This window comes from Nocardioides yefusunii, assembly GCF_004014875.1.
GTDB classification, from domain to species: domain Bacteria; phylum Actinomycetota; class Actinomycetes; order Propionibacteriales; family Nocardioidaceae; genus Nocardioides; species Nocardioides yefusunii.
Map to the genome: position 1 here is coordinate 2,049,504 of NZ_CP034929.1, position 19,475 is coordinate 2,068,978.

Genomic DNA, 19,475 nt, shown 5'->3' on the forward strand with positions numbered 1-19,475 from the left:
GCGTGAGAAGTCGGGGCGTCGCTCAGTGGGCGACGGGCGTCAGGGCCTGTCCGTGCTCGATGCTCGCCATGTCCTCGACGACCGAACGGGCCAGCGACTGGGCGTCGAGACCGATCCGGGACAGGATCACGTTGCGCTTGGCGTGGTCGAGGAACTCCTGCGGGACACCGTGCAGACGGACCGGGGTGGGGACGCCGGCGTCGTTGAGGGTCTGCAGCAGCACCGAACCGCAGCCACCGACCACACCGTTGTCCTCGACGGAGACGACGAGACGGTGCTCGCGCGCCATCGCGACGATCGCCGGGTTGACGGGCTTGACCCAGCGCGGGTCGACGACAGTGACGCCGACGCCCTGCTGCTCGAGACGCTCAGCGACCTCGAGGGCGGTCGCGACCATGGATCCGACGGCGACCAGGAGGACGTCCTTCTCGCCGGAGCGGACCATGACGTCGACGCCGTCGATGCGCTCCACGGCCTCCATGTCCACCGGCGGCGGCCCCTTGGGGAAGCGGATCGCGGTGGGGGCGTCGTCGACCTGAACTGCCTCGTCGAGGAGTTCCCGCAGACGGGCGGTGTCGCGGGGCGCCGCCATCTGCAGACCGGGGACGATCTGCAGCAGCGACATGTCCCACATGCCGTTGTGGGAGGCACCGTCGTCACCGGTCACGCCGGAGCGGTCCAGGACGAACGTGACGCCGCACTTGTGCAGGGCCACGTCCATGAGGACCTGGTCGAAGGCACGGTTGAGGAAGGTCGCGTAGACCGCGAAGACGGGGTGCAGGCCGGCCATCGCCATGCCGGCGGCCGAGGTGACGGCGTGCTGCTCGGCGATGCCGACGTCGAAGGTGCGCTGGGGGTAGACCTTCTCGAACGCGTCGAGTCCGACGGGGTGCATCATCGCGGCGGTGATCGCGACGACGTCCTCACGACGTCCGCCGAGCTCGACCATTGCCTCGGAGAAGGCGTCGGTCCAGATCTTGCCCGACGGGTACTCCTCGCCGGTGGCGATGTCGAAGGGGCGCGGGGCGTGGAACTGGTCGGCCTGGTGCTGCTCGGCAGCGGAGTAGCCGTGACCCTTCTTGGTGATCGCGTGCACGATCACGGGGCCGTTGAACTTCTTGGCGTGGGTCAGCGCGCGCTCGACGGCGGCGAGGTCGTGGCCGTCGACGGGGCCGACGTACTTCAGACCGAGGTCCTCGAAGAGTCCCTGCGGAGCCAGGGCGTCCTTCACGCCCTTCTTCATCGCGTGCAGCGCGTCGTAGGCGGCCGGGCCGACGCCGGGGACGGCGTTGAGGCGGCGCTTGACGGTGCCGAGGACCTGCTCGTAACGACGACTGGTGCGCAGGTTGGTGAGCGCGTTGGTGAGGCCACCGACGGTGGGCGTGTAGGAACGCTCGTTGTCGTTGACGACGATCACCAGACGGCTGTCGTCGGCGACGGCGATGTTGTTGAGGGCTTCCCAGGCCATGCCGCCGGTGAGCGCGCCGTCACCGATGACGGCGACGACGTGGCGTTCCTCGCCCTTGATCGCGTAGGCCTTGGCGAGGCCGTCGGCGTAGCTCAGCGAGGCAGAGGCGTGGGAGTTCTCGACGATGTCGTGCTCGGACTCGGCCTGGCTGGGGTAACCCGAGAGGCCACCCTCCTGACGCAGGGTCGAGAACTCGCCGGCGCGGCCGGTGAGGAGCTTGTGGACGTAGGACTGGTGTCCGGTGTCGAAGACGACACGGTCGCGCGGGGACTCGAAGACCCGGTGGATGCCCAGGGTCAGTTCGACGACACCGAGGTTGGGGCCGAGGTGGCCACCGGTCTTCGCCACCGTGGTGACCAGAACCTCTCGGATCTCCGCGGCCAGCTCGGTGAGCTGCTCCGCGTCAAGACCTCGCAGGTCGCCGGGCGTGGCGATCGACTCCAGGTGACCCATGGTCCTCCGCTTCCTGTCTGTTTCTGCCTCACGCACCAAGAAGACGTGAGTGTTGAAGTCTAGGCCTTCGAAGCACCTCGGTGGCCATCGAAGCAACCCTCGACGGCCCGTCGCCATTCCCACGCGGGAGGGACGGACCGTCGTGGCCGGTCAGACGTTCTTGCGGCCCTTGAGGTCCGCGACGAGAGCGGCCGCGGCGACGGTGGCGGTGACCACACCGACCGACGGCCAGGCGCCGATCTTCTTGGCCAGCGGGTGCGAGGCGCCGAAGGCACCGACGTAGAGGGCGGTGAGACCGGCGGCGGCAGGGGCGCCGACCTTGCCGGCCCAGCCCTTGGCGGCGGCAGCGCCAGCCGCGGCGAGGACGACGCCTCCGAGCTCACGCTTGCCGGAGAAACGGGCAGTGGCGTAGCCGCCGACAAGGCCGGCGACGACGATGGGTGCGGTGGGGATGCTCATGTTCCCAGCGTACGGGGGGAGCCCACAGGAAGACCGGCCACCTCGCCGTGCCCGGCGAGGTGCGCGGGCAGGATCTGCTCGGCCGCACGGGTCAGCCGAAGCTCCGGAACGAGGGCCGGATCGACGAAGACGATGCGACGTCCCTCGCGGCAGTCCACGTCGGCGTCAGTGAGGTCGACGGAGGCCGTGAAGACCTGCATCCGGTCCCAGGTACCGTGCGCGGCACGGTGGTCGACGACGAACTCGCGCCAGAACGTGAGGGCGTCACCGAGGTCCAGACCAGTCTCCTCGGCGAGCTCCCGCGGAGCGGCGTCGGCGAAACTCTCCCCCGGCTCGACGTGCCCGCCGGGCAGACCCCAGCACTCGGGGTCGATGGCGGGGAACTCGTCGCGCTCCTGGAGGAGCAGCCACCCGCGGGGGTCGGTGAGCAGGACGCCGGCGAAGCGTCGCTCTCCCAGCTGCGGCGGGTTCGCAGCGATCCAGACCTGCAGCAGCTCGAGGACGTTGCCGGTGGTGGGGATCATCTCCAGGTCGCGCCAGTGCGCCGGGTCGACGAAGACCATCCGGCGTCCTTCCAGACACCTGACGTCCTCCTGGCCGAGGTCCGTGCGAGAGACGAAGAACTCCCACGACAAGGTGCGGCCGTCGGGCAGGGTGACGGGGCGGGTGCCCAGTGAGGTCAGGGAGCCGGGGTCGAGGTGCACCCCGGTCTCCTCGGCGAACTCGCGCACCGCACAGGTGACTCCGAACTCACCGACCTCGACAGCACCACCGGGGAACGCCCATCGATCAGGCCACCGCGAGGTGTTGTCGTCACGTTCCTGCATCAGCACGTGCCCTCGGGGATCCACGAGGGCCACGCATGCGAAGTCGACCACGGCGACGAACTTACTCCCCCTCAGAGACGGGGCCGGTACCTGCGTCCGCGCAGGGCCTCCTCGACGAGGCCGACAGCGCGCCGGACACCAGTGAGGCGGGCGTCCTCGAGCAGGAACGTCTGTGCGGCTGCTTCGACCACGGGCGGGGTGCAGTAGTCGCGCAGGTCGACGCGGACGCTGCTGAGTCCGCGCTTGACGGCTGCTTGGTCGGCCTCGACGTGGACGACCGCGAAACGGGCCAGGACGACGGGGTGACGTCGCAGTCCTTCGTAGCGGCGGTACTCGGGCGGGCAGAGGTCGAGGAACCACTTGACCGCGCTGGCCTCCCAGTCGGGAGCGTCGGGCGGCAGGACTTCTCGGGGCCATCCCGGGGGTGCGTACGCAGGCATTGCTCGATCGTATTCGAACACCTGTTCGAACGCACCCTTGACTGGTCAGCCCGCGGTCACACCTTCGGGCGCCGCCTCGACCTGGGCGAGCAGCGGGTCCCGCAGGCCGACGGTGTCGTGACGCCACCAGGTGTCGGGGTAGACGATGCGACCGGTGACCCATTCCTCGTACGACGACGTCAGCCGGACCCGGCAGGCAGCCTCAGGCACACGCGCCGACGGGCTGAGGACGCCGTGGTCGCTGGACTGCTCCCAGCCGCGGCTCGCGTAGTAGGCGGGGTCACCTTCGAGGGCGACGAGCGGGAACTCCATCTGCTGGGCCGCGTCGAAGGCGGCGTCGAGCAGAAGGGCTCCGGTGCCACGGTTCTGTTCGTCGGGGTGGACGGCGAGCGGGGACAGCAGGGCGATCTCGACGAGGCGTTCGCGGGCGTCGACCCAGGCCAGCGAGAGAGCGACGGTGCCGACGACCGTGCCGTTACGTTCGGCCACGATGATCGCGCAGACCAGCTCGCGGTCGACGAGTTCACGCAGGACCCGGACGACGACGTCCCCTTCGTCTGCGAAGGCGGCCCGGACGACGGACTCGAACGCCTCCTGTTCCTCGGGGCGGGCGCTGCGGATCTGCACGGGTGCTTCCATGCCCTCATCCTGCCGGACGGGTTGTCGGCCAATGTGCCCAGTACAGGGGTCGCCCTGACGCGCCTGCGGTGCGACCGTGGGAAGGCCCCACCTTCGTCCCCAGGAGGACCCATGACCGTCACCACCGACACCGAAGCAACGCGCCAGAGCGCGCACGTACTGATCGACGCCGTGGAGGCATTCTGGTCCGGCGGCGACAACGCGGGCGTGGTCGCCGCACTCGAAGGTCTCGCCGCTGCTGGCGCGGTCTCCTGTTCGACGGGGCCGGACGGTGCGGTCGAGGTGAACGTGCAGCCACTGCTGAAGGCGTCCTTGACCCTGGCGACGTCGTTGATGACGATGATCGAGGTCAGCGACCCCGACGTCGACACCGAGCAGGTCCTCGACCGGGTGCGCAACGTCGTCGATCTCAACGCCCAACTCTGAGACACCGTCGCGAGGCATCCCCCCCCGCGCAGAGGATCGTCGACGGCACACCCGTCGTCAGCAACGTGAGCACGGCCAGAGCCCCCGCTGCGGCTGGGCAGTTCGGGAAGGCCGAGCTGAGGTACGGGCGACTCCCCTGCATGACCCCTGAGGAGGGTTCGAGCGGCAGCGTGCATGTGCACGTCCCACTCCCCCTCACGGGTACGGGACACGGTTCCGGACCCAAAGCGCACCCGAGCGACCTAGGCTGCGTCCGTGACCATCCGCCTGCTCTCGCTCGCCCTGACAGCGACGACGCTGCCCTTCGCAGCCAACCTCGCCAGTGACTTCTCCTGGACCAAGGCGGCTGCCTTCGGCCTCACCACTGGAGTCCTCGCAACGCTCTTGGGCGCCGTGGTGCGTCGGCGAGAAGCGGCTCGGCCGTTGGAGCGGACCCATCAGGCCTACCTCGCAGCGTGGAGCCAGCGCACCGACGACGGGTCGATCGACGTCCTGCGGGAGTCCTTCAAGCAGCACTCAGCCCCCGGCGCGTACGTCGACCCCGACGGAGAGGCGTTGGCCCCGTGGATTGAGGCGTGGCACGAGGGTCTCGCCCCGCAGGAGGCCCGCCGGTCCGTTCGGCAGGCAGGCTGACCCACGCGCTCGCACCCAGGCGCTCACACAGATGAGGTGGAGGATCGCTGTCACCTGGTGACAGTGATCCTCCACCTGCGTCCATGCTCAAACCGGCGACGGAACCGGCTCCGCCAACGCCTCACGCAGCTTGGCCAGTCCGGCGTGGCACTGCGACTTCACCGTCCCCAGCGAGCAGCCCAACAGTTCGGCGACCTCACGTTCGGTACGGTCCTCCACATGCCGCAACACCACGACGGTGCGCTGCTTGGGCGGCAACGTCGCGAGGGCCCGTCGCAGGGCATCGGCCTCGGCGACGTCGGGATCAGAGATGCTGACCTCCGGCAGGTGCTCGACGGCGTGCTCACGCAGTCGAACTCGACGCCACCGGGAGATGTTGGTGCGCACCATGACGGTGCGGACGTACCCCTCGGGGTCGCCATTGATCCGGGGCCAGGCACCGACACACTTCACCAATGCGTCCTGCACGAGGTCTTCGGCGGCATGGGCGTCAGCGACCAGGAAACGGGCCGTGCGGACCAGCGCCGAGTAGCGGGCGGCGACGAACTCAGTGAACTCCTCAGGCGTTGCCACGACGTGCCCTCCGAGCGAACAGGTAGCCGATCAGGGCCACTAGGAGTGCCCCCAGCGCCACGATCGGCAGCGTGCGCAGCATTCTCAGCGCGGCGTCCGCTTCCGGAGTCACGGCGTCCACGATCTCGACGTCGGCCAGAACCTCGAGGGCGAACTCCCAGTGCTGCACCACACCGCCGCGATCCCAGTCGGAGGTGTCGACGCTGCCGTCGCCCTCCCGCAGTGTCACCCACTCCTCGATCGCGCCCTGCTCGGTGACGACGTCGAGGGCCAAGCCGCGGTTCACGACGACGCCGCCGTCACGCCACCCCACGAACGTCGACCAGTCAGGCACCTCCGCACCCGAGTCACGCCACTCCACCGGCCCCGCATCGACCCCGACGTCTCCGAAGGCCACCCTGAGGTCGTTGTCGCCGGAAATCTCCGGCGACGGGTCAAGCAACGCCGCGACGCGGTCGTCGCCGTCCCACCACGGGCCTCGGACGTCAGCATCACCAGCGCTCGGCAAGGAGACTGCTTCCGTGGCCCAGGTGCGGGAATCCAGCACCACCCACTCTTGGCTCTCCGTCTGCCCCAGGTAACGGCCATCGACCACGTTCGACTCCGGCCACACGGTCCGGGTCGCAGGGATGAGGCGTCGCTCGCCGTCGACGCCGAGGGTGAACATCCTCTCAGGGTCGCTACCAGCCCCGTTGCGCTTCTCGTCGTCGTAGAAGAGCGGATTGACGAGCAACTGATCGTCGTCGATCCACTCCATCATGGCCGGGTCGACGGCCGCCCCGAACTCGGCTTCGAGGTCCTGCTCCACCAGGGTGCCGGTCACCAGGTCTCGGACGGCCACGGCATCGGCGACCGTACCCATCGCCCCGTCATGCGCTTCGTCGCCCACCCAGTACGCCACGTAGCGGCCCGACGGGGAGAGCCGAACGCCGTCGACACCGTCCGCCACGAGACCGGGTGTGTCGATCACGCCGTACGTCCCAGTGGTGGCCTGAACCCCCACGATCTCGTTGACGTGGCCAGCCCAGAACAGGCGCCCGGTCTGACGCTGCCGCAACCCGACCGCCGACGCCTCCCCTGCACCGAGCTCCGGCAACGCCTCAGGCATGTCGAACGCCAACGACGACGGCAGGACGACGCCGTTCTCGGCGGAGACCGGCATCGCTTCTGTGCGAGTCAGGCCCGAACTCACGGCACCGAGACTGCCCAGCACCCCCACCAGCACCAGCCCAGCCACACAGGCCACTGCCCGCCGGGCGTGCACCCGACGCCTCCCGCGCGACCAGAGCGCGTCCGTCGGCGCGACTCCCACTGGTTCCTCCGTGGCTGCCGACAGGTGGCCCAACCGGTCTTCGAGCGTGTTCATGGCCCCTCCTCGTCGCGGCTCCTGGCGAACCACACCCTCACGTACGCCGACGCGTTCAGGAAGGTTGGCTCGCACCTCGAGAAAGTTCAGGAACCGTTCCCTGGGTCGCGGAATCGAGCAAGTGACGCAGCCGCGCGAGCCCGGCATGGGTCTGCGACTTCACTGTCCCCAGAGAGCACTTCATCATCTCGGCAGCCTCCCGTTCGGAACGGTCCTCGACGTGGCGCAGCACCACAGCGGTCCGCTGCCGCGCAGGCAGCTGGGCGAGAGCCGCCACCAGCCGGTCACGCTCCTCCACCGACGACGACGCCGCGTGCGGATGCCACGACTCCCCCACAGGCTCGGCCACTTCGGTGATCCGCCTACGTCGCCACCGGGAAATGTTCTGTCGCACCATCACCGTGCGGACGTACGGCTCAGGGTCGTCCGCGATCCGCGCCCACACCGGGACACACCGCGCCAACGACTCCTGGACGAGGTCCTCGGCGTCTGCCGCGTTGCCCGTGAGCAACCGGGCTGCACGGAGCAGCGGCTGCTGCCGCGCCGCGACGAACTCGGTGAAACCGGCTTCGTCGGGGCTCAGGTCACGGCTGCGCACGACGCCACCACAGTGCTGCGCCGCCCAGCGCCACCACGAGAACTCCCGCACCGCCAGCGATCCACGCCCACGGCGACGTCGGCGACTCCGGCGGCCCTTGCGGAGCGAACGGGTCAGCGAGGGGTGCCGTCTCCAGGAGGTCAGTGGCCCACTGCCAGTTCCCGTGTTCGCTGTCCCCCTCGCTCTGCACGTCGACGATCACCTCCATCGTGCGCACCTCGCCCTCGGGCCACATCGCGATCACGTCCTGGCTCGATCCTGCAGTCACCATCTCCTCGTTGTCGTCGATCCTCGAGACCAACACCTTGCCGTCACGGACCCCGAAGAAACCGAGCGTTCCGTCGGAACCCGGCACCGCCCGAGGGCCGACCGTGATCGCGCTGAGGTCATCGACGCCGTTGGGCACCACGGTGACGCTGTTGGGGTGCTGCTCCCGGCGACCGTCACCCACGAGATAGACGTCCCCCGCGCGATCGGTGACGACGTTGGGCAGCCCCGACGTCGACCCCGGCCACTCTCCGATCGCTCTCCCCACCTGCTCCACCTTTCCAGTGCGCAGGTCGTAGGATTCGACGGGGTCGTAGCCGTCCCCGGGGCCCAACTTGCTGCTCCCGAGCGTGACGATCCGACCGTCACGGGCCCAGGCGAAGAGTGCGTTCGGGACCTCGACGTCATCGCCGAAAAGTTCCTCCCACGGCTTCGGCGCCGCATCGGCTGAGAGGTCCCAGACGACTCCCCCGCCCACCTCCGAAGACCCTCGGGCCATGTCGTCACCGTCGTCGCCTGCCCGCCAAGCACCTGCGTCTGCCACGAGCAGCGCGTCGTCGGCGAAGTACAGGGTCCGGGTGGAGAGACCGTGCTCGGTGCCGAAGTCGTGGGTCAGGAGAGTCCCGTCGTGGACGTCACGCACCGCGATCCCGGTCACCACCATCGACTGGCCCCCTTCGGTGTTGGGGGTACCCGAGGTCTCCCCCGTGATCCAGTAGGCGATCTTGCGCCCGTCGGGAGAGACCGTCACCCCACCGGCGTGGTCAGGCGCCTCGACGAATCCTTGACGTCCGTCGCCGGTCCGCACCGCGACGCCGGGGTCGCTGCCGAACCAGCCCCAGCGCGGCGCCTCCTGCGCCGCGACCGCCGGGACGCCCCAACCGATCCCCCCAGCTCGCGAGGGCGTGTCCCACAGCCGTCCCGGGATCTGCGCCGTCGCGTCGGACCGGCTGGCCGGTGCGGCTTCCTCGACGGACGGGAGCGACGCAGGCACCGCCCACGCCACTGCTCCCACGACGACGACGCAGAGTGCCGCAGAGGCTCCTGCCACCGCACGACGACGCCGTCCCCAGCGCCGTCCCCGCGTCCAGGCCGTTGAGGCGTCGACGAATCCGGGTTCGGGCACCTCGACGGGATCGGCCAGACGGTTCAGGTCGGCCCGGAGTTCGTCGTGCTCGGTGTGCGTCATGGTTCCTCCTGCGGGACCGACGGCTCCCTCACCACTGAACACGCAGCCGCCTCGGGAAAGGTTGGAAGACCCGCCCACATTCTTCACGCCCCACCGGTTTGGGTCGTGAATCGTCCCGATCCACGACCCAAACCGGTGGGGTGCGGCGTCCCGAGGACGGTAGCCCGGAAATGCGGAAGAGCCCCCGCCCCACCGAAGTGGGACGAGGGCTCTCCTCAGGCTGTGCGTCACAGCCCACTCAGGGCTGGAATCAGCCCTTGAGCAGGTTGCGGAGCACGTACTGCATGATGCCGCCGTTGCGGTAGTAGTTCGCCTCACCGGGGGTGTCGATGCGAACGACGCCGTCGAAGGCAACGACAGTGCCGTCAGCCTTGGTGGCGGTGACCTTGACGGTCTTGGGGGTGACACCCTCGTTGAGGGCGGTGATGCCCTCGACCGAGAAGGTCTCCTCGCCGGTCAGACCCAGGGAGTCGGCGTTCTCGCCGGCCGGGAACTGCAGCGGGATGACACCCATGCCGATGAGGTTCGAGCGGTGGATGCGCTCGTACGACTCAGCGATGACGACCTTGACGCCCAGGAGCGAGGTGCCCTTGGCGGCCCAGTCACGCGAGGAGCCGGAACCGTACTCCTTGCCAGCCAGGACGACCAGCGGGATGCCGGCAGCCTGGTAGTTGACCGAAGCGTCGTACACGAAGGAGACGGGAGCGTCAGCCTGCGTGAAGTCGCGGGTGAAGCCACCCTCGGTGCCGGGAGCGATCTGGTTGCGCAGGCGGATGTTCGCGAACGTTCCGCGGATCATGACCTCGTGGTTACCACGACGCGAGCCGTAGGAGTTGAAGTCACGCAGCTGGACGCCGTTCTCGGTCAGGTACTGACCGGCCGGGGAGTCCTTCTTGATCGCGCCAGCGGGCGAGATGTGGTCGGTGGTGACCGAGTCGCCGAGCTTCAGCAGGACGCGAGCGCCCGAGATGTCGGTGACCGGGGTCGGCTCGGCCGGCATGCCCTCGAAGTAGGGGGCCTTGCGGACGTAGGTCGACTTCTCGTCCCACTCGAAGACGTTGCCCGCGGGGGTCGGGAGCGAGCGCCAGCGCTCGTCACCGGCGAAGACGTCCTTGTAGGACTCGCCGAACATCTCCTTGTTGATGGCGCCGCGGATGGTCTCCTCGACCTCGGCCGGGGTGGGCCAGATGTCCTTGAGGAAGACGTCGTTGCCGTCCTGGTCCTGGCCGAGAGCGTCGTTGAAGAGGTCGACGTTCATGTTGCCGGCGATCGAGTAGGCGACGACCAGCGGCGGGGAGGCCAGGTAGTTCATCTTGATGTCGGGGCTGATGCGACCCTCGAAGTTACGGTTGCCGGAGAGCACCGAGACGACAGCCATGTCGTTCTCGTTGACGGCGGCCGAGACCTCGGGGATGAGCGGGCCCGAGTTACCGATGCAGGTGACGCAGCCGTAGCCGACCAGGTTGAAGCCCAGCTTGTCGAGGTACTCGGTCAGACCGGCCTTGGCGTAGTAGTCCGAGACGACCTGCGAACCGGGAGCCAGGGTGGTCTTGACCCACGGCTTGCGGGTCAGGCCCTTCTCGACGGCCTTCTTCGCGAGAAGAGCGGCGCCGATCATGACCGACGGGTTCGAGGTGTTGGTGCAGGAGGTGATCGACGCGATGGTGACGGCGCCGTTCTCCAGCTCGAACGAGGTGCCGTCAGCAAGGGTGACCGGAACCTTGGCGTTGACGTCCTTGGCGTAGGTCTTGACGTCCTCCGCGAAGTTGCCAGCAGCCTTGGTGACCTCGATGCGGTCCTGGGGACGCTTCGGGCCGGCGATCGACGGAACGACGGTGGAGAGGTCGAGCTCGAGGTACTCGGAGAAACGCGGCTCGGCGGCCGGGTCCAGCCAGAGGCCCTGCTCCTTGGCGTACGCCTCGACGAGAGCAACCTGCTCCTCGGAGCGGCCGGTCAGGCGGAGGTAGTTGGTGGTCTCCTCGTCGATCGGGAACACCGCGATGGTGGAACCGAACTCGGGGGACATGTTGCCGATCGTGGCGCGGTTGGCCAGCGGAAGGGCAGCGACACCGGGGCCGTAGAACTCGACGAACTTGCCGACGACGCCGTGCTTGCGGACCATCTCGGTGATGGTGAGCACGAGGTCGGTGGCGGTGGAGCCCTCGGGGAGCGTGCCGTTGAGCTTGAAGCCCACGACGCGCGGGATGAGCATGGAGACCGGCTGGCCGAGCATGGCAGCCTCGGCCTCGATGCCACCCACACCCCAGCCGACGACGCCGATGCCGTTGACCATGGTGGTGTGGGAGTCGGTACCGACGCAGGTGTCGGGGTAAGCCAGCAGCTCACCGTCGACCTCGCGGGTGAAGACCGTGCGGGCCAGGTGCTCGATGTTGACCTGGTGCACGATGCCGGTGCCCGGCGGGACGACCTTGAAGTCGTCGAAGGCGCCCTGGCCCCAGCGAAGGAACTGGTAACGCTCGCGGTTGCGCTCGTACTCGATCTCGACGTTCTTCTCGAACGCGTCGGCCGAACCGAAGACGTCAGCCATGACCGAGTGGTCGATGACCATCTCGGCGGGGGCCAGCGGGTTGATCTTGGAGGCGTCGCCACCGAGGTCAGCCATCGCCTCACGCATGGTGGCGAGGTCGACGACACACGGAACACCGGTGAAGTCCTGCATGATCACGCGCGCCGGCGTGAACTGGATCTCCTTGTCGGGCTCAGCAGCGGCGTCCCAGCCGGCGAGCGCGCGAATGTCGGCAGCCGTGATGTTGGCGCCGTCCTCGGTACGGAGGAGGTTCTCAAGGAGGACCTTGAGAGAGAACGGGAGGGAGGCGACGTCGACGTCGTCACCCGTCACCGCGTCGAGACGGAAGATCTCGTAGGACTTGCCGTCCACGTCCAGGGTGCTCTTGGCACCGAAGCTGTCCTGACTGGCCATCAGTCGCATCTCCTAGGAGGGGATTGGGGTTTCACACTCGTACCCATCTTGCCGCGCCATGACGGCGCGGAGATAGGAAGGTCTGCCTTACTTGCTCCGTCCGGACGCACGAGTGCGCCGTCGGGGGCGAAGTTAAATAATCTCTCGACGTCAAGATACACGACGTCCACCTACCAACCAAGGCGAACGCCGCAGGGCGAGCGTCGCACGCCCTCAGCACTCAGTCGGCGTCTCCGACTGCAGCCACGAGAGGCACGAGGAAGGCGGCGGCCTCCTCCAGCGGGGCCACCGAGCGTGCGGCACGCGCCCGCGCCAGCGCCCCCTCGATCGAGCTCACGACGAAGCCGGCCAGACCTTGCGCCTCGGTCGCCGGGCGACCGGCGGAGACCAGCTGCGCAGAGATCTCCTCGATCCACAGGTCGAAGACCTCGGCCGCCGCCGCCCGTACCACCGTCACGTCGGCAGAGTTGGCGGCCGCCATCACCGGGCAGCCGAGCGCGAAGTCGCTGCGTCGCAGATCGTCCGCCGTACGCCGAACGAGTCCGTCGAGCATCTCCGACGGAGTCACCCCCGCCCCCAGGGTCGCGATCACACCTCGCATCCGTCGACCGGCCTCGCCAGTGGCAACGGAGACCATCTCAGCCTTGCCTCCGGGGAAGTGCTGGTAGACCGACCGCCGAGCCACACCGCCTCGTTCCAGGATGTCCGCGAGGGCCGCGCCTTCGACGCCGTCCCTGCGGACCAGCTCGATGGCGGCAGTGACCAGACGCTCACGCGGGCCAGCCGCCATGGGATCTCCTGTGATTCGAGAAGGCCAGAGGGTAGACCGTCTGGTCTACCCTCTGCTTGCATGTAGACCAGACGGTCTACCGAGAACAGCCAGCCACGTGCAGCCTCAGAGATGACCGGTCTCGAACTCCTCCGGGCCACCGCGTCCCGCATCGGGACCACCCCCGGGATCGGACGGCTCCTCGGGATGGAGATCGACGCGATCGAGCCCGGACGGTTCGAGGCCAGCGTCGTCACCCGGCCCGACTTCGCCAATCCCCTCGGGGACGTGCACGGCGGGGTCTGCGCCACGCTCCTCGACTCCGTGATGGGGTGCGCGGTGCACACCACCCTCGGCCCCGGAGAGGGCTACTCCACCCTCGAGATCAAGGTGAACTACACCCGTACCGTCCCGGTCGCCGGTGTCCGTCTCACCGGGGTCGGGACCACCGTCCACGTGGGCGGGCGTACCGCCACCGCCCAGGGCGAGGTCCGCGACGACGAAGGTCGCCTGGTCGCCCACGCGACGACCACCTGCCTCATCCATCGCTGAGCAGACGCACGAGAGCCCCGTTCCGCACCCTCTCGGGCACGACACGGGGCTCTCGCGTCGGTGACGTCAGCGCACGAGCAGCGCGACGCACTCCACGTGGTGGGTCATCGGGAACAGGTCGAACGCGCGGAGCTTCTCCAGGCGGTAACCGTGCTCGGCGAAGAGCGCGATGTCGCGGGCCAGAGCAGCCGGGTCGCAGGCGACGTAGGCGACCGCACGCGGGGCGCGGTCGACGACACGCTCGACGACCTTGCGCTTGGCACCCTCACGCGGGGGGTCGAGGACCACGAGGTCGAAGGGCTCGTCGAACTGGTCACGCAGGACGTGGTCGACCAGACCGGCGGCGGTACGGATCTTGGCCAGACCCGTCATGTTCTTCTTGGCCAACTTGGCAGCGGTCTCGTCACCCTCGATCGCGACGACGCGAGCCTCAGTGCCGACCTTCTCCGCCAGGAAGCGGCCGAAGAGGCCGACACCGGCGTAGAGGTCAAGGACGGCCTCACCGGGCTGGGGGTCCAGGAACTCAAGGACGGTGTCGACCAGGGCCTCGGGGGCGCCGGGGTGCACCTGCCAGAAACCACCCGGAGCGACCTCGAACGCGACACCGTGGACGGTGTGGGAGACGGTCTCGCCCTCGATCAGGCACTCGTCGATCTCGACGAGCTCACGCGAGCGGTGCTTGCGCATCGCACGACCGCCGCCGATGGTGCCGGCGAAGCGGGTGCGGGAACGCCAGTGCAGGCCGTTCTTGTCGCCGGAGACCTGCTCGACACGGAGACCCGCGACGAGCGGGTTCTCAGCCTCGAGGCCGCCCAGACGGACGAGCTGCTCCTTGACGACTCCAGCCTTGAGAGCACGCTGGTGGGAGACCTTCACGTGCTGGAAGTCGCAGCCACCGCACAGGCCGGGGCCGGAGAAGCGGCACGGGGCCTCGACGCGCTGGGCCGAAGCCTCGAGGACCTCGACGGCGTCTCCACGCCAGAACCGGTCCCCCGCGGTGCCCTCGGTGATCTCGACGATCACCCGCTCGCCGGGGAGGGTGTGACGCACGAACACGACACGCTGTGCCGCAGCGCCGTCCTCGCCCGCTCCGGGGACCTCGACGCGGGCCACACAGTGACCTCCGTGGGCCACGGGCCCGACGACGACCTCGTGACGCTCCCCCACGTGGGAGATTCCACGGGCCTTGCGCTCACGGGGCTGCCGGTTCTGCCTGCTCATCTGTTGTTGACCTGTCCACTCTCGTCCTCGACCACCCGACCGCGTCGGAGGTCACCTGCCTTCACCCGGTCCTGGGCGCGGACGACGCGCGCACGCGCGACCTGCGAGGACTCGAGCTGGTACGGAACCGATGTCACCATGACTCCGGGCGCGAACAGCAATCGTCCCTTGAGTCGCAAGGCACTCTGGTTGTGCAGCAACTGCTCCCACCAACGTCCCACCACGTACTCAGGGATGTACACCGCCACCACTCCTCGCGGGCTGGCCTTGCGGATCGCCTGGGCGTACTCGGAGATCGGGCGGGCCACCTCACGGAACGGCGAGTGCAGCACCTTGAGCGGAACGTCGAGGTCGCGCTCCTCCCAGTCCTTGAGCAACGCAGTGGTCGCGACGGAGTCGATGTCGACGTAGACGGCCTCGAGCACGTTGGGGCGGGTCGCCTTCGCGAACGCCAGGGCCCGCAGCGTCGGCTTGTGGAGCTTGGAGACCAGCACGATCGCGTGCACCCGGGTCGGCATGACGCGGTCCTGCTCGTCGGCCGCGAGCTCTTCGGTGACCCGGTCGTAGTGACGTCGGATCGCGCGCATGACGAGGAAGAACAAGCCCATCACCAGGATCGTGATCCAAGCACCGTGGGTGAACTTGGTGACCAGGACCACGAGCAGCACCACCCCCGTCATCACCATGCCAACGGCGTTGATGACGCGCGAGCGCTGCATCCGTCCTCGTTCTGCAGGGTCGGTCTCGTCGAGCAGGTGTCGGGTCCAGTGCCGCACCATGCCGAGCTGGCTCAGCGTGAACGAGACGAAGACCCCCACGATGTAGAGCTGGATCAGGCGGGTCACTGCAGCGTCGAAGACCCACACCAGCATCAGCGACACCGCGGCGAGGAAGATGATGCCGTTGCTGTAGGCCAGACGGTCTCCCCGCGAGCCGAGCGCCTTGGGCAGGTAGCCGTCCTCGGCGAGGATGGAGCCGAGCACCGGGAAGCCGTTGAACGCGGTGTTGGCGGCGAGCACCAGGATCAGGCCGGTGACGATGGTGACGGCGTAGAAGCCGGGCGGGAACCCGTCGAAGACGCCACGCGCCACCTGGGCGATCACGGCGTGCTGGTCGTAGTCGCTGGCCGCCGAGCCGTCGGCGTTGACGAGGCGGTCGAGGTCGTAGGGGTCCACGAAGCGCAGACCCATCTGGTGGGCCAGCACGATCACGCTCAGCATCATCGAGACGGCGATCAGGCCGAGCAGCAGGAGCGTCGTGGCGGCGTTGCGGCTCTTCGGCTTCGTGAACGCCGGGACGCCGTTGGAGATCGCCTCCACACCGGTCAGCGCCGCACAGCCGGACGAGAAGGCACGAGCCAGCAGCACGATCAGACCGAACGTCGTGAGCTCTCCCTCCCAGCCGGGAGCGGGCACGATCTCCAGGGCCGCCGACTCGACCCGCGGCAGGCTGCCGTCGAACCAGCGGTACAGCCCGACCGCACACGTCCCCAGGATCGCCACGATGAACAGGTAGGTGGGCAGGGCGAAGAGCTTGCCCGACTCGCGCACCCCGCGCAGGTTGAGCGCGGCCAGGACGACCACCATCAGGGTCGCGAACAGCACCTCGTGGTGGTTGAGGAACGGCAGTGCCGAGGACGCGTAGTGCGCCCCTGCCGAGACCGAGACCGCCACCGTGAGGCAGTAGTCGACCAGCAGCGCGCTCGCGACCGTCGTGCCGGCGGTGAGGCCGAGGTTGACCTTCGCCACCTCGTAGTCGCCACCGCCGGAGGGATAGGCGTGCACGGTCTGGCGGTACGAGGCGATCACGGCCGCCATCACCACCGCCACCGCCACGCCGACCTGCCACGACATGGCGTACGCCGAGGCGCCGGCCATGGACAGCATGATGAAGATCTCGTCGGGGGCATAGGCCACCGAGCTCAGCGCGTCACTCGCGAAGACGGGCAGCGCGACCCGCTTGGGGAGCAACGTCTCCCCCAGCTGAGAACTGCGCAACTTGCGGCCCAACAGGACCCGTCTGAAGACGTCACCTACACCCACATCGGGCAACGCTAGCCCCAATCGCACCTCGACGACGCGCACGCAACCGCACGAACCGTCGCGGCGGGTATAGCGTGGCCGCGTGCACGTCGTGATCATGGGTTGTGGCCGGGTGGGGTCCACCCTCGCCCGCAGCCTCGAGGACCGTAACCACACCGTGTCGGTGATCGATGTCGACCCGGGCGCGTTCCGCCGACTCGGCGCCGACTTCAACGGCGACATGGTCACCGGCAAGGGCTTCGACCAGAAGGTCCTGGAGAAGGCAGGCATCCGTCGCGCCGACGCGTTCGCCGCGGTCTCCAGCGGCGACAACTCCAACATCATCGCCGCCCGGGTGGCACGCGAGACCTTCGGTGTGGGCACCGTCGTGGCCCGCATCTACGACCCGGGCCGCGCGGAGGTCTTCCAGCGCCTCGGCATCACCACCGTCGCCACCGTGCGCTGGACGTCGGACCAGTTCCTGCGACGACTGCTCCCGGCCGGCGCCGAACCCGACTTCCGTGATCCTTCGGGCATGATCCGCCTCGATCAGGTCCACGCCCCCGAGGCATGGATCGGCGAACGAACGATCCGTTTCCAGTCCCAGACCGCGAGTCGGATCGCATGGATCGACCGTCTGGGTGAGGGCATGCTCCCCAACCGTGACAGCGTCATCCAGGAGGGCGACGTCATCCACCTGGTGATGGCCGAGGCCACCGCTGCCGAGACGTACCGGGCCATCAACTCCGGCCCCCAGGAGGACTGAACCGTGCGCGTCGCCATCGCCGGAGCCGGAGCCGTCGGGCGAGCCATCGCCGTCGAGCTCATCGAGAACGACCACGAGGTCCTCCTCATCGACCGCGCCCCTGAGGCCGTCGTCCCCGAACGCATCCCGCAGGCGCAATGGCTGCAGGCCGACGCGTGCGAGATGTCGTCGTTGGAGGCCGCGAAACTGCAGACCTACGACGTCATGATCGCGGCCACCGGCGACGACAAGGCCAACCTGGTCACCTCCCTGCTGGCGAAGAGCGAGTTCGGGGTGCCACGCACGGTGGGCCGCGTCAACCACCCCGACAACGAGTGGCTCTTCACCGAAGCGTGGGGCGTCGACGTCAACGTCTCGACCCCGCGGATCATGGCGGCGCTCGTGGAGGAGGCCGTCACCGTCGGCGACCTCGTGCGACTCTTCACCTTCCGCAAGGGCAACGCCAACCTCGTCGAGCTGACCCTTCCGGACAACTCCCCCTACGTCGGGAAGCCGGCCGGTCTGGTGCCGTGGCCGGAGAACTGTCTGCTCGTCACGATCCTGCGCGACGGTCAGGTCTACCCGCCGGAGAAGGACCAGCCGTTGGAGTCGGGCGACGAACTCCTCTTCGTCATCAACGAGGAGGCCGAGGACGCCCTGCAGGAACTGCTCTCCCCGCGGTCCCCCAAGGCCTGAAGCCCGGCCGAGAAGACCGAACGTCAGGCGTCGTCGTCCTCACGGGGCCCGGCGAGCGCCTGAGCGACGTCCTCGGGGTCGCCCTCGAGCGGCGTGTGGTTGCGTCCCAGCACCCACACCATCAGTGCGAGGGTGGCGAGCTGGACCGGCCAGCCCATGATGATCTTGGTCGTTCCCAGGACCGCTACGGCGGTGTCGGCGTCCATCGATCCGGACTTGCCGGCCAGGTAGACCGGCGCCTGGGCCACGACGCGCAGGACGCACGGGGCGGCCAGCAGCCAGGTCAGGACCTTGGACAGCTTCACGACCTGACGGTTGGAGTGCCACGCCGTGGGGTCGCCGGTGACGCTGCCGACCATGAAGCCCACCAAAGGCCATCCGATGAGAACGGTGAACGCCATCACCACCGCGTACCCGCCGTTGTAGAGGATTCCGGGCAGGAAGTAGGCCAGCGCCTGGTCCTCGGCACTGCCACCCGAGGCGGCGGAGCGGTTCACGAAGAACCAGCCGATCGCGATCCCGAAGAGGGCGTTCAGGCAGAACTGCACGGTCGAGCGCTGCACCAGACGCAGCGCAAGCATCACGACGGCGGCCGAGATGCTCACCACCAACGCGGTGTCGAGGTCCTTGCGGGTCAGCCAGACCAGCGTGAAGAGGATGGTCGGGACAGCAGCCTCGACCATACCGCGTCGTCCACCGAGCGCCGTGGCCAACTGCTCACGCACCAGCGACTCGACGCTGCCGACGGAGGCCGCTCGCGGCTCGGGGACGGTGTCCTCACGGGTCACGGATGGTCCTTCCTGAGAGTTCCAGGCCGGACGCAGGTCACGGCATGAGTTCGTAACGAGGGTTGTACAGGACGCGACGGTGGTCGTGCAGGCCGATTCGTCCTTGGACGCTCATCGCCCGGCCCACCTGGATTCCCGCGATGCGACGTCGTCCCAGCCAGACCAGGACGACCACGCCGGTGCCGTCGTCGAGTTCGGCCTCCAACGACGGGACCCCGCCCCGGGGCATCAGGGTGAGGGTGCGCACGGTGCCGCGCAGCTTGACCGTCTCCCGGTCGGGAGCCTGACCGATCGGGGTGGCACCTGCGACTCCGTGCTCCTTGCGGAGATCGCGGGCCTCCTGGTCGCTCGAGTCGGCCCAGCGACGCAGAGCGTCACTCGCGGTGCTGCGCATCCCCATGGCT

20 protein-coding genes are annotated in these 19,475 nt (G+C 68.6%); 5 read left to right on the forward strand and 15 right to left on the reverse strand.

Going from position 1 to position 19,475, the window contains the following annotated elements; all coding sequences use genetic code 11:
* Positions 1 to 22 precede the first annotated feature (22 nt).
* The 5 genes from dxs to EOV43_RS15430 all read right to left on the reverse strand — a co-directional run bounded on the left by dxs (position 23) and on the right by EOV43_RS15430 (position 4,286).
* The gene (dxs, locus tag EOV43_RS09290) at positions 23 to 1,921 is read right to left on the reverse strand and encodes a 1-deoxy-D-xylulose-5-phosphate synthase (RefSeq protein WP_128221038.1); all 1,899 of its coding nucleotides are present in this window, start codon (positions 1,919 to 1,921) and stop codon (positions 23 to 25) included.
* A gap of 150 nt (positions 1,922 to 2,071) precedes the next feature.
* Positions 2,072 to 2,380, reverse strand: coding sequence for a hypothetical protein (locus EOV43_RS09295; protein WP_128221039.1), 309 nt, complete (start codon positions 2,378 to 2,380; stop codon positions 2,072 to 2,074).
* Complete coding sequence (locus EOV43_RS15710; protein ID WP_239022046.1) at positions 2,377 to 3,258, reverse strand: NUDIX domain-containing protein; 882 nt, start codon at positions 3,256 to 3,258, stop codon at positions 2,377 to 2,379. Before EOV43_RS15710 ends, EOV43_RS09295 begins: the two co-directional genes overlap by 4 nt.
* 20 nt (positions 3,259 to 3,278) lie before the next feature.
* A complete protein-coding gene (locus tag EOV43_RS09310) occupies positions 3,279 to 3,647 on the reverse strand; it encodes a hypothetical protein (RefSeq protein WP_128221040.1) in 369 nt (122 codons plus the stop codon).
* Positions 3,648 to 3,692: 45 nt separating this feature from the next.
* The gene (locus tag EOV43_RS15430) at positions 3,693 to 4,286 is read right to left on the reverse strand and encodes a GNAT family N-acetyltransferase (RefSeq protein ID WP_164878682.1); all 594 of its coding nucleotides are present in this window, start codon (positions 4,284 to 4,286) and stop codon (positions 3,693 to 3,695) included.
* A gap of 111 nt (positions 4,287 to 4,397) precedes the next feature.
* On the opposite strand from EOV43_RS15430, the gene EOV43_RS15435 reads away from it, so the two are divergent.
* Positions 4,398 to 4,712 carry a hypothetical protein gene (locus EOV43_RS15435; protein ID WP_164878683.1) on the forward strand — a complete coding sequence of 105 codons (315 nt, stop codon included), beginning with the start codon at positions 4,398 to 4,400 and terminating at the stop codon, positions 4,710 to 4,712.
* Between the two features lie 255 nt (positions 4,713 to 4,967).
* Positions 4,968 to 5,345, forward strand: coding sequence for a hypothetical protein (locus EOV43_RS09320; protein ID WP_128221042.1), 378 nt, complete (start codon positions 4,968 to 4,970; stop codon positions 5,343 to 5,345).
* Positions 5,346 to 5,432: 87 nt separating this feature from the next.
* On the opposite strand, the gene EOV43_RS09325 is transcribed toward EOV43_RS09320, so the two are convergent.
* The 6 genes from EOV43_RS09325 to EOV43_RS09350 all read right to left on the reverse strand — a co-directional run bounded on the left by EOV43_RS09325 (position 5,433) and on the right by EOV43_RS09350 (position 13,069).
* A complete protein-coding gene (locus EOV43_RS09325; protein WP_128221043.1) occupies positions 5,433 to 5,918 on the reverse strand; it encodes a SigE family RNA polymerase sigma factor in 486 nt (161 codons plus the stop codon).
* Positions 5,905 to 7,284 (reverse strand): hypothetical protein, encoded by a 1,380-nt coding sequence (locus tag EOV43_RS09330; RefSeq protein ID WP_128221044.1) that lies wholly within the window; start codon positions 7,282 to 7,284, stop codon positions 5,905 to 5,907. Before EOV43_RS09330 ends, EOV43_RS09325 begins: the two co-directional genes overlap by 14 nt.
* A 55-nt stretch (positions 7,285 to 7,339) precedes the next feature.
* Positions 7,340 to 7,882 carry a SigE family RNA polymerase sigma factor gene (locus EOV43_RS09335; RefSeq protein WP_239022047.1) on the reverse strand — a complete coding sequence of 181 codons (543 nt, stop codon included), beginning with the start codon at positions 7,880 to 7,882 and terminating at the stop codon, positions 7,340 to 7,342.
* Positions 7,869 to 9,338 (reverse strand): DUF4381 domain-containing protein, encoded by a 1,470-nt coding sequence (locus EOV43_RS09340; protein WP_128221045.1) that lies wholly within the window; start codon positions 9,336 to 9,338, stop codon positions 7,869 to 7,871. Before EOV43_RS09340 ends, EOV43_RS09335 begins: the two co-directional genes overlap by 14 nt.
* A 250-nt stretch (positions 9,339 to 9,588) precedes the next feature.
* The gene (gene acnA, locus EOV43_RS09345; RefSeq protein WP_128221046.1) at positions 9,589 to 12,279 is read right to left on the reverse strand and encodes an aconitate hydratase AcnA; all 2,691 of its coding nucleotides are present in this window, start codon (positions 12,277 to 12,279) and stop codon (positions 9,589 to 9,591) included.
* Between the two features lie 220 nt (positions 12,280 to 12,499).
* On the reverse strand, positions 12,500 to 13,069 hold the full coding sequence (locus tag EOV43_RS09350; RefSeq protein WP_128221047.1) for a TetR/AcrR family transcriptional regulator: 570 nt from the start codon (positions 13,067 to 13,069) through the stop codon (positions 12,500 to 12,502).
* 111 nt (positions 13,070 to 13,180) lie between these two features.
* On the opposite strand from EOV43_RS09350, the gene EOV43_RS09355 reads away from it, so the two are divergent.
* Entirely contained in the window at positions 13,181 to 13,600 is a 420-nt protein-coding gene (locus EOV43_RS09355) for a PaaI family thioesterase (protein WP_128221048.1), read from the forward strand.
* A gap of 66 nt (positions 13,601 to 13,666) precedes the next feature.
* On the opposite strand, the gene EOV43_RS09360 is transcribed toward EOV43_RS09355, so the two are convergent.
* Positions 13,667 to 14,821: a class I SAM-dependent RNA methyltransferase gene (locus tag EOV43_RS09360; RefSeq protein WP_128221049.1), complete on the reverse strand. Its 1,155-nt coding sequence runs from the start codon at positions 14,819 to 14,821 to the stop codon at positions 13,667 to 13,669.
* On the reverse strand, positions 14,818 to 16,863 hold the full coding sequence (locus EOV43_RS09365) for an APC family permease (RefSeq protein WP_239022049.1): 2,046 nt from the start codon (positions 16,861 to 16,863) through the stop codon (positions 14,818 to 14,820). Before EOV43_RS09365 ends, EOV43_RS09360 begins: the two co-directional genes overlap by 4 nt.
* Before the next feature lie 97 nt (positions 16,864 to 16,960).
* Here EOV43_RS09365 and EOV43_RS09370 point away from each other — a divergent pair, with 97 nt between their 5' ends.
* Both EOV43_RS09370 and EOV43_RS09375 read left to right on the forward strand, forming a co-directional pair.
* On the forward strand, positions 16,961 to 17,608 hold the full coding sequence (locus tag EOV43_RS09370) for a potassium channel family protein (RefSeq protein ID WP_378528774.1): 648 nt from the start codon (positions 16,961 to 16,963) through the stop codon (positions 17,606 to 17,608).
* A 3-nt stretch (positions 17,609 to 17,611) separates the two neighbouring features.
* Entirely contained in the window at positions 17,612 to 18,283 is a 672-nt protein-coding gene (locus EOV43_RS09375; RefSeq protein ID WP_128221052.1) for a potassium channel family protein, read from the forward strand.
* Between the two features lie 23 nt (positions 18,284 to 18,306).
* Here the strand turns inward: EOV43_RS09375 and EOV43_RS09380 are convergent, their stop codons facing one another.
* Both EOV43_RS09380 and EOV43_RS09385 read right to left on the reverse strand, forming a co-directional pair.
* A complete protein-coding gene (locus EOV43_RS09380) occupies positions 18,307 to 19,071 on the reverse strand; it encodes a DUF3159 domain-containing protein (RefSeq protein WP_239022050.1) in 765 nt (254 codons plus the stop codon).
* A 37-nt stretch (positions 19,072 to 19,108) separates the two neighbouring features.
* Positions 19,109 to 19,471 carry an OB-fold nucleic acid binding domain-containing protein gene (locus tag EOV43_RS09385; protein ID WP_239022051.1) on the reverse strand — a complete coding sequence of 121 codons (363 nt, stop codon included), beginning with the start codon at positions 19,469 to 19,471 and terminating at the stop codon, positions 19,109 to 19,111.
* Positions 19,472 to 19,475: the final 4 nt, after the last annotated feature.

Excerpts from the sequence above, each read along its gene's own strand:
- EOV43_RS09385 (WP_239022051.1), bottom strand. The coding sequence starts at position 19,471 with ATGGGGATGCGCAGCACCGCGAGTGACGCTCTGCGTCGCTGGGCCGAC.
- EOV43_RS09370 (WP_378528774.1), top strand. The coding sequence starts at position 16,961 with ATGGGTTGTGGCCGGGTGGGGTCCACCCTCGCCCGCAGCCTCGAGGAC.
- EOV43_RS15435 (WP_164878683.1), top strand. The coding sequence starts at position 4,398 with ATGACCGTCACCACCGACACCGAAGCAACGCGCCAGAGCGCGCACGTA.
- EOV43_RS09310 (WP_128221040.1), bottom strand. The coding sequence starts at position 3,647 with ATGCCTGCGTACGCACCCCCGGGATGGCCCCGAGAAGTCCTGCCGCCC.
- EOV43_RS09360 (WP_128221049.1), bottom strand. The coding sequence starts at position 14,821 with ATGAGCAGGCAGAACCGGCAGCCCCGTGAGCGCAAGGCCCGTGGAATC.
- EOV43_RS09330 (WP_128221044.1), bottom strand. The coding sequence starts at position 7,284 with ATGAACACGCTCGAAGACCGGTTGGGCCACCTGTCGGCAGCCACGGAG.
- EOV43_RS09350 (WP_128221047.1), bottom strand. The coding sequence starts at position 13,069 with ATGGCGGCTGGCCCGCGTGAGCGTCTGGTCACTGCCGCCATCGAGCTG.
- EOV43_RS09295 (WP_128221039.1), bottom strand. The coding sequence starts at position 2,380 with ATGAGCATCCCCACCGCACCCATCGTCGTCGCCGGCCTTGTCGGCGGC.
- dxs (WP_128221038.1), bottom strand. The coding sequence starts at position 1,921 with ATGGGTCACCTGGAGTCGATCGCCACGCCCGGCGACCTGCGAGGTCTT.
- EOV43_RS09355 (WP_128221048.1), top strand. The coding sequence starts at position 13,181 with ATGACCGGTCTCGAACTCCTCCGGGCCACCGCGTCCCGCATCGGGACC.
- acnA (WP_128221046.1), bottom strand. The coding sequence starts at position 12,279 with ATGGCCAGTCAGGACAGCTTCGGTGCCAAGAGCACCCTGGACGTGGAC.
- EOV43_RS09340 (WP_128221045.1), bottom strand. The coding sequence starts at position 9,338 with ATGACGCACACCGAGCACGACGAACTCCGGGCCGACCTGAACCGTCTG.
- EOV43_RS15430 (WP_164878682.1), bottom strand. The coding sequence starts at position 4,286 with ATGGAAGCACCCGTGCAGATCCGCAGCGCCCGCCCCGAGGAACAGGAG.